The organism is Mesorhizobium sp. M8A.F.Ca.ET.021.01.1.1 (assembly GCF_003998025.1).
In the GTDB taxonomy this organism is placed as follows: Bacteria; Pseudomonadota; Alphaproteobacteria; order Rhizobiales; family Rhizobiaceae; genus Mesorhizobium.
Map to the genome: position 1 here is coordinate 1 of NZ_RZSJ01000278.1, position 7609 is coordinate 7609.

The 7609-nt window shown below is 62.6% G+C and carries 6 protein-coding genes; 1 reads left to right on the forward strand and 5 read right to left on the reverse strand.

Annotation, left to right across the window (positions count from 1 at the left end; translation table 11 throughout):
* From EOA36_RS20620 to rocF, 4 genes are all read right to left on the reverse strand, one after another.
* A partial coding sequence (locus EOA36_RS20620) for an efflux RND transporter permease subunit (RefSeq protein ID WP_145969237.1) occupies window positions 1–2608 on the reverse strand: 2608 nt, incomplete at its 3' end.
* Window positions 2605–3711, reverse strand: coding sequence for an efflux RND transporter periplasmic adaptor subunit (locus EOA36_RS20625; RefSeq protein ID WP_245464418.1), 1107 nt, complete (start codon window positions 3709–3711; stop codon window positions 2605–2607). The genes EOA36_RS20625 and EOA36_RS20620, both read right to left, overlap by 4 nt.
* Window positions 3712–4292: 581 nt before the next feature.
* Window positions 4293–5348: an ornithine cyclodeaminase gene (locus EOA36_RS20630; RefSeq protein ID WP_127279194.1), complete on the reverse strand. Its 1056-nt coding sequence runs from the start codon at window positions 5346–5348 to the stop codon at window positions 4293–4295.
* A gap of 2 nt (window positions 5349–5350) precedes the next feature.
* Window positions 5351–6283, reverse strand: coding sequence for an arginase (gene rocF / locus EOA36_RS20635; protein WP_127279195.1), 933 nt, complete (start codon window positions 6281–6283; stop codon window positions 5351–5353).
* Window positions 6284–6416: 133 nt separating this feature from the next.
* Here rocF and EOA36_RS20640 point away from each other — a divergent pair, with 133 nt between their 5' ends.
* Window positions 6417–6857: an Lrp/AsnC family transcriptional regulator gene (locus EOA36_RS20640; protein ID WP_095771477.1), complete on the forward strand. Its 441-nt coding sequence runs from the start codon at window positions 6417–6419 to the stop codon at window positions 6855–6857.
* Here EOA36_RS20640 and EOA36_RS20645 read toward each other — a convergent pair.
* A partial coding sequence (locus tag EOA36_RS20645; protein WP_148669435.1) for a RelA/SpoT domain-containing protein occupies window positions 6854–7609 on the reverse strand: 756 nt, incomplete at its 5' end. The two genes, EOA36_RS20640 and EOA36_RS20645, sit on opposite strands and share 4 nt — an antisense overlap.

A 7609-nucleotide genomic window follows, 5' to 3' on the forward strand; every position in this document is an offset into this window, starting at 1 on the left:
ATTCATAGGAGGTACCGGCCGGCAGCGTCGCGGCGGTGATCTTTTCCATCGATGCCAGCGCGTCGCCCGTGGAAACGCCGGGCGCGGCGTTGCCCTGCAGCGGCACCGAGACGTACATGTTGTAGCGCTGGACCAGCGCCGGGCCGGTGACGTCGCGGATCTCGATCAACGTGCCGAGCGGAACCAGCGCGCCACTCGCCGAGCGCACCTTCAGTTTCAAGATGTCGGCGCGATCGAGGCGGAACGCCTGGTCGGCCTGCGCCCGCACCTGGTAGACGCGCCCGAAAGCATTGAAGTCGTTGACGTAGGCGGTCCCCAGATTGATCGACAGCGTCTCGAAGATGTTGGGGATCGGCACGTTCAGGATGCGCGCCTTGTCGCGATCGATCGCCAGGAAGAATTGCGGGCTCGACGCCGAGAAGGTGGTGAACACGCCCGTCAGCCCCGGCGTCTTGTTGGCCTTGCCGGCGATTTCGTAGGCAAGCGCCAGGATCTGCCGCATGTCGGCGCTGTTGCGCTCCTGGATCTGCAGCTTGAAGCCGCCGGCATTGCCGACACCGCGGATCGGCGGCGGCGGCAGTGCGATGATGAAGGCTTCCTTGATGCTTTGCAGGCTGCCGAACAGATTGCCGATGACCTGGGTCGCCGACTGGCCGGCTTTCAATCGCTCGTCAAATGGCTTGAACCTGGCGAAGATCACGCCCGCGTTGCTGGCGTTGGTGAAGGTCGCGCCGGAGAAGCCGGCGAAGGCGACGGCGTAGTCGACGCCCGGCGTTTTCTGGATGATCTGCGACGCCTGCTGGATGACCGCATCGGTCCTCGACAGCGAGGAGCCGTCCGGCAACTGGACGACGACGATCGCATAGCCCTGGTCGAGCGACGGAATGAAACCGCGCGGCACCGTCTGCACCATGTAGACCGTGGCGTAGATGAGAGCCGCGAAAACAGCCAGCATGGCGGCGATCGCTATCCACGATCCGACCAGCACGCGGATGATGCTCGAATACCAATGGGCGACCCTGTCGAAGCCGCGGTTGAAGCCGTCGGCGAGCGCCCGTCCGAACCGCGCCAGGAAAAAGCGCGGCGGCGCCGCTGCGGTGTGGTGCGGCTTGAACAGCAGTGCGGCCAGCGCCGGCGAAAGCGTCAGCGAATTGAATGCCGAGATCGCCGTCGACACCGCGATGGTGATCGCAAACTGCAGGTAGAACTGCCCGGAAATGCCGGGGATGAAGGCTGTCGGTACGAACACGGCTATCAGCACCAGCGAGATCGCGATGATGGCCGTTCCGACTTCGTTCATGGTCAGGTGCGACGCCGGATTGGGCGCCAGCCCACCGGCGATGTTGCGCTCGACGTTCTCGACCACGACGATCGCATCGTCGACGACGATGCCGATCGCCAGAACGAGGCCGAACAGCGTCAGCATGTTGAGCGAGAAGCCGGCGGCGTAAAGCACCGCCAGCGTGCCGATCAGCGACACGGGGATCGCCACGATCGGCACGATCGCCATGCGCCACGATTGCAGGAAGACGATGATGACGATGATGACCAGCAGCATCGCCTCGAGGATCGTCTTGTAGACTTCCTGGATCGACTCGGCGACGAACTCGGTCGGATTGTAGACGATGTCGTAGCTCAACCCCTTCGGGAAGTCGCGGGAAAGCTCCTTCATCTTGTCCTGGATCTCCGCGGCCGCGGCGAGCGCATTGGTGCCCGGCCGCTGGAAGATGGCGAGCGCCACCGCCGGTTTGCCGTTGAGATAGGAGTTGGTGACGTAGTCCTTGGCGCCGAGCTCGATGCGCGCCACGTCCTGCAGCGAGATCAGGCGGCCGTCGTCGGTCGATTTGACGATCACGTATCGGAAGTCGCGTGCATCGTTGAAGCGGCCTTGCGTGGTGACCGTGTACTGGAACGCCGTGCCGGTGTTGGTCGGCGGCGCGCCGATCGAGCCACCCGACACCTGGACGTTCTGGTCGCGCAGCGCCTGCACTACATCGCCCGAGGTCATCCCCAGGGCGGACAGTTTTTCCGGATCGAGCCAGATGCGCAGCGAATATTCGCGTTCGCCGAAGATGATGAGGTCGCCGACGCCATCCAGTCTGAGCAGTATGTCGCGCACCCGCGAGCGGGCGTAGTTCGAGACGTAGAGCTGGTCGTAGGTATTGTCGGGCGACAGCATGTGCACGACCATCATCAGGTCGGGCGAACTCTTGGTGGTGGTGATGCCGAGGCGGCGGACTTCTTCGGGCAGACGCGGCTCGGCGACCGACACGCGATTCTGCACCAGCACCTGCGCCTTGTCGAGATCGGTGCCCAGCTTGAAGGTGATGGTCAGCGCCATCGCCCCGTCGCCCGACGAATAGGACGACATGTAGAGCATACCCTCGACGCCGTTGATCTCCTGCTCGATCGGCGTTGCCACGGTCGCAGCGACCGTCTCGGCGTCGGCGCCCGGATACTGCGCGCGTACGACGATGGTCGGCGGCGCGATCTCGGGATACTGCGCGACCGGCAGCTGGGTATAGGCAATTCCGCCGAGGATCAGCAGGACGATCGAAACGACCGACGCGAAGATTGGGCGGTCGACGAAGAAATGTGCGAACCTCATTGCTGCAACCCGGCGGTCTCGGCCTTGGGCGGCAACGTCACCATCTCGACCTTCACCTTGGTGCCGGGCCTGGCGTGCATCAGCCCGTTGACGATGATCGTCTCGCCGCCGGTCAGGCCCGAGCGGATCACCCGGTAGCCGTCGAGAAGCGGGCCGGTGCGCACAGGCTTCGCAGACACCATCCCGGCCTCATCCACCAGGAGCACGATGCGGCGATCCTGATCGGCGCCGATCGCCTCGTCGGGCACCAGCACGCCGCCATGCGGCAGCGACCCCGGCACATTGATGCGCCCGAACATGCCTGGCTGGAGAATGCCGTCGGCGTTGGGAAACGTCGCACGCACCCGCATAGTGCCGGTCGCATTGTCGATCCGGTTCTCGGCAAAATCGAGCTTGCCTTTGAATACCGCCTCCGCGCGGTCGGCGACACGAACCTCCACATCGAGCCCGCCGGCGCCTTCCTGCATGGTGCCGCCACGCGCCTTCGCGTCGCGGGCGTAGCTGAAATACAGGCGCTCATCGACGTCGAAATAGAAGTCGATCGGATCGCGCGTAACGATGGTGGTCAGCAAGGTGGAATCCGGCTGCACGAGGTTGCCGACCGACACCAGCCGGCGGTCGATGCGGCCGGACAAGGGCGCCTTGATCTCGGTGAATTCCATGTTCAGGCTGGCCGTCGTCAGCGCCGCCGTCGCGCCCTGCATCTGCGCCTGCGCCGAAAGGTATTCCCGCCGGCGGTCGTCGACCGTCGCGGTTGAGATATTGCCGGTCTTGGCAAGTTCGTCGGCGCGATCGAGCTGCATCTTGGAGAATTCGAGCAGTGACTTGGCGACGTCCACTTGCGATTTGGCGGCATCATAGGCCGCCTGGTACGGACGCTGGTCGATGGTGAAGAGCAGGTCGCCCTTGTTGACCAGTGCGCCGTCCTGGAAGCTGACCTTGTCCAGATAGCCGCTGACGCGCGAACGGATGGCGACCTGGTCGACGGCTTCGAAGCGCCCGACGAACTCGTCGTCTTCGACGATTTCACGGACCACCGGCTTGGCCGCCGTCACCACGGGCAGCGGCTGGTCCTGCGCAAACGCAGTACCGCTGAAAGCCATGCCGAGCAGGAATGTCGCCGACAGGGCGGCGCGGGCAAGCCAGCCGGCCGATCGACGGGGTCGGCCGCCCGCGTCGCGATGCAATTGCCCGTTCCCTGGGGTGTCCATCTGCGTCCTCGCTCGCTAGACCCGGAGGTCGGTTGATCCGCTTCTACGCTCAGGCTTTCGTCGAGATCAGAGCACTGCAGTATTGTGCACGGCAACATGATCATTTTCCATGTGGGCTGAAATGTCCAGCCTGTGGCTGCCGCGCCACCGGGCTAAAACCAGTCGCGTTTCAATGGATTCAGGATTCCTTGATGGACGGCTTATGATTCATATTGGTCGAAGGAGACCGTATGGGCATTTCCACGCCGGCGGGACTGGCGTGTTTGCCGAAGTTACCTCGGTGGCCCGGCTTGTGGCCAACCTCTCGGCCACGCGAGATGGGTGACCAAAAGCGTTATGTTGTTCCCCGCATTGGGAATGCTAGATTTGCCAGGACGCGGCAGCTTTGCGCCTCATTCGGTCGTCGACGTCGGCTTTACGTCCGCCCGAAAGCAGGCATCCAGAAAACCACGGGCTCGTGTTGGTCGAGGTCCTCACGCTGCCGTTTGCACGGCCGCCCTCAGCAGCATTCCGAAGAGGTCGCGTGGCTCGTCGGGATCGGCGAGCAGGTCGAGCTCCTCATAGAGGCCGGTCGCTTGCAGTTGGTCGCGCACATAGCGCAGGGCCGAAAAATCCTCGATGGCGAAGCCGACTGAATCGAACAGCGTGATCTGCTTGGCTTCTCGGCGGCCTTGGGTCTTGGCGGCGATCACTTGCCAGAGCTCGGTCACCGGGTGGTCGGGATCCAGCTGCTGGATTTCGCCCTCGATGCGTGTCTGCGGCGGAAACTCGACGAAAATGTCGGAACGCAGCAAGATGTCCCTGTGCAGTTCGGTCTTGCCCGGGCAGTCGCCACCGACGGCGTTGATGTGGACGCCGGCACCGACCATGTTGTCGGTGAGAATGGTGGCGTTCTGCTTGTCGGCGGTAACGGTCGTGATGATCCCGGCGCCTTCAACCGCTTCCTGCCCTGTTTCGCAGATCGTGATGTCGAATCCCATGCCAGCCAGGTTCTTCGCGCATTTCAGCGACGCGGATCTGTCGATGTCGTAGAGCCGGAGCCGATCGATACCGGTCAGCGCCTTGAACGCGATCGCCTGGAACTCCGACTGTGCGCCATTGCCGATGATGGCCATGGTGCGAGCACCGCTGGGCGCCAGATACTTGGCCGCAACCGCGGATGTCGCGGCGGTGCGCAGCGCGGTCAGGATGGTCATTTCGGTGAGCAGCATCGGGTAGCCGCTGCCGACATCGGCGAGCACGCCGAAGGCGGTGACCGTCTGCAGGCCCTGGCGCATGTTCTTGGGATGGCCGTTGACGTATTTGAAGCCATAGAGGCGCCCATCGCTTGTCGGCATCAGCTCGATGACCCCGTCATGGCTGTGCGAGGCGATGCGAGGCGTCTTGTCGAAAAGATCCCAGCGACGAAAGTCTTCCTCGATGTAGCTGGCGAGCTCGGTCAGGAAGCGCTCGACGCCGATTGCGATCACCAGCTTCATCATGCGATCGACGCTGACGAAGGGGACGATGTTCAGTTTTGCCGCGGTCATGGTCAAAAGCTCCCTGAATGGCTGCGAGTCGGGCGGTCCATGATGCGGCGGCCCATCAGGCTCGCCGTCAGGTCGACCATCAGTGTCGCGGTTCGGCCACGATCGTCCAGAAAAGGGTTCAACTCGACCAGGTCCAGGCTGGAGACGAGCCCGCTGTCGGAAAGCATCTCCATCACCAGATGCGCCTCGCGAAACGTCGCGCCGCCGGGAACCGTGGTGCCGACCGCCGGCGCGATCGAGGGGTCGAGGAAGTCGACGTCGAGACTGACATGCAGCAGCCCGTCCTCATCAGACACGCGCGCCAGGAAGGCGCGCAGCAGCGGCGCGATGCCATGCTCGTCGATGGCGCGCATGTCGTGCACGATCACGCCCGCCTGGTTGAGCGCGCTGCGCTCGGCCGGGTCGACGCTGCGCAGGCCCATGGTGCAGATACGCTTGGGATCGACCGCCGCCGGCAGATCGGGAAAATAGCCGCTGAAACCCGCCTGGCCGCTGGCGTAGGCGAGAGGAACACCGTGCAGATTGCCGCTGGCGGTGGTGTCGAGCGTATGAAAATCGGGATGCGCGTCGAGCCACAGGACGAATAGGGGGCGACCGGCCTCCGAGGCACGGCGGGCGAGGCCCGACACGGTCCCGGCGGAGATCGAATGGTCGCCACCGAGAAAGATCGGCATGGCGTCGTCGCTTGCTGCGTAGGCCGCGGCGGCAATGGCGGATGTCCAGGCCGATATTTCGGGCAGGGCCTTCAGCGCCAGGTTGCCATGCACGACGCGCCTTACCGGAATTGGCTGGACGGCGCCCATATCCTCCACTGCATGGCCGAGGCCGGACAGCATCTCAGCAAGCCCGGCGGTCCTCAGCGCGCTCGGCCCCATTTCGCATCCCATTCGGCCGGCACCGTCCTGCACGGGTGCCCCGACGATTCTGCAACGCATTGTTTCTCCCGCGCTCCAAGTTCTGATGGCCGCGAGGGAACCATGCCGAGCCGGCGATACGAACAGGTAAAATTGGCAATCCGAAAAGCGTAGTTTATCATAATGGCAGCGAAACTGAGCAAAATGGTACCCCATGGATGCACTGGACGAACGGCTCGTGACCTTGCTGCGGCATGACGCCCGGCGCAGCGTATCGGACCTCGCCGTCGATCTTGGCGTCTCGCGCGCCACGGTTCGGGCACGCATGGAGCGGCTGGAACGGTCGGGCGACATTATCGGCTACACGGTGGTGTTGCGCGCCGACGCGGTCGATCAGCGCATCCGCGGCATCATGCTCATCGAGATCGAGGGCCATGCCGCCGACCGCGTGGTCCGGGCACTGGGCGGCTTCCCGGAAGTCTCGACCATCCATACCACCAATGGTCGCTGGGATCTGGTGGTCGAGCTCGGGACGGCATCCCTGACGGATTTCGATGCGGTGCTGCGGCGTATCCGGTTGATTCCCGGCATAACGGGTAGCGAAACGAGCCTGCTGCTGGCCACCCCGCGCACGACGCGGGCACGATTGACCTAGACTGTATTCGACGCCGCCTTTCCCGTGCAGATGGATTTCAGATTGCTTACAAACAAGGAGACGTTCCCAAAGTAGTTAGGATACATTTCAACAAGTTTTTCGACCGTATCCACCTCAACCAATGCAGACTTTGCATCACTGCCCTTTATCTCGATTTTCTTCTCTATATCTTCCAATTTCCGCGCTCCTGACATCAGAGTTCGGAATGGTTCTGCGGTCACACTATGATCGTTTCCATATTGGATCAGGTAGTATCTGGATTTTCCAGCCCGCTGTGCGAAGTTCGTCGAGTAAATAGTAATATTCTTTATGTCTTCTAAGGTGTTTGTCGCACCTATACGTCTGTCGATATCCCGCAATTCTCGCACTCTGTCATTGTGATCCGGAGCGCCGATATGAACGGGGCACTGCTCAATGTGCGCGAATTCCGCCGACATAAGCTGGAAAAGGCGTAGCCAATCTTGTTCGCCCTTTCCGTGCTTCAAATCCTGGCGCCGGAATAGCCCGACAGCCTCAACTGCAGTTGCCCATGAGTGCTGAAGTATGGTCCGAACTTGCAGTTCGATGCGTCGACCCTCGAAAGCCTCGGTGTCGGCAGCTCTGGGTCGGTACCGGAAAACAATGTGGTGACTTCGATAGCCGTCCGGCTTCGGCTCATCGATATAGTTGAATTCCCGAGGGTGTATCTCATGGGGGAAGTTGTCTCGCATCGATGCGAGAAGCGAGCGGACACTTTTGATGTCGGGCATGAT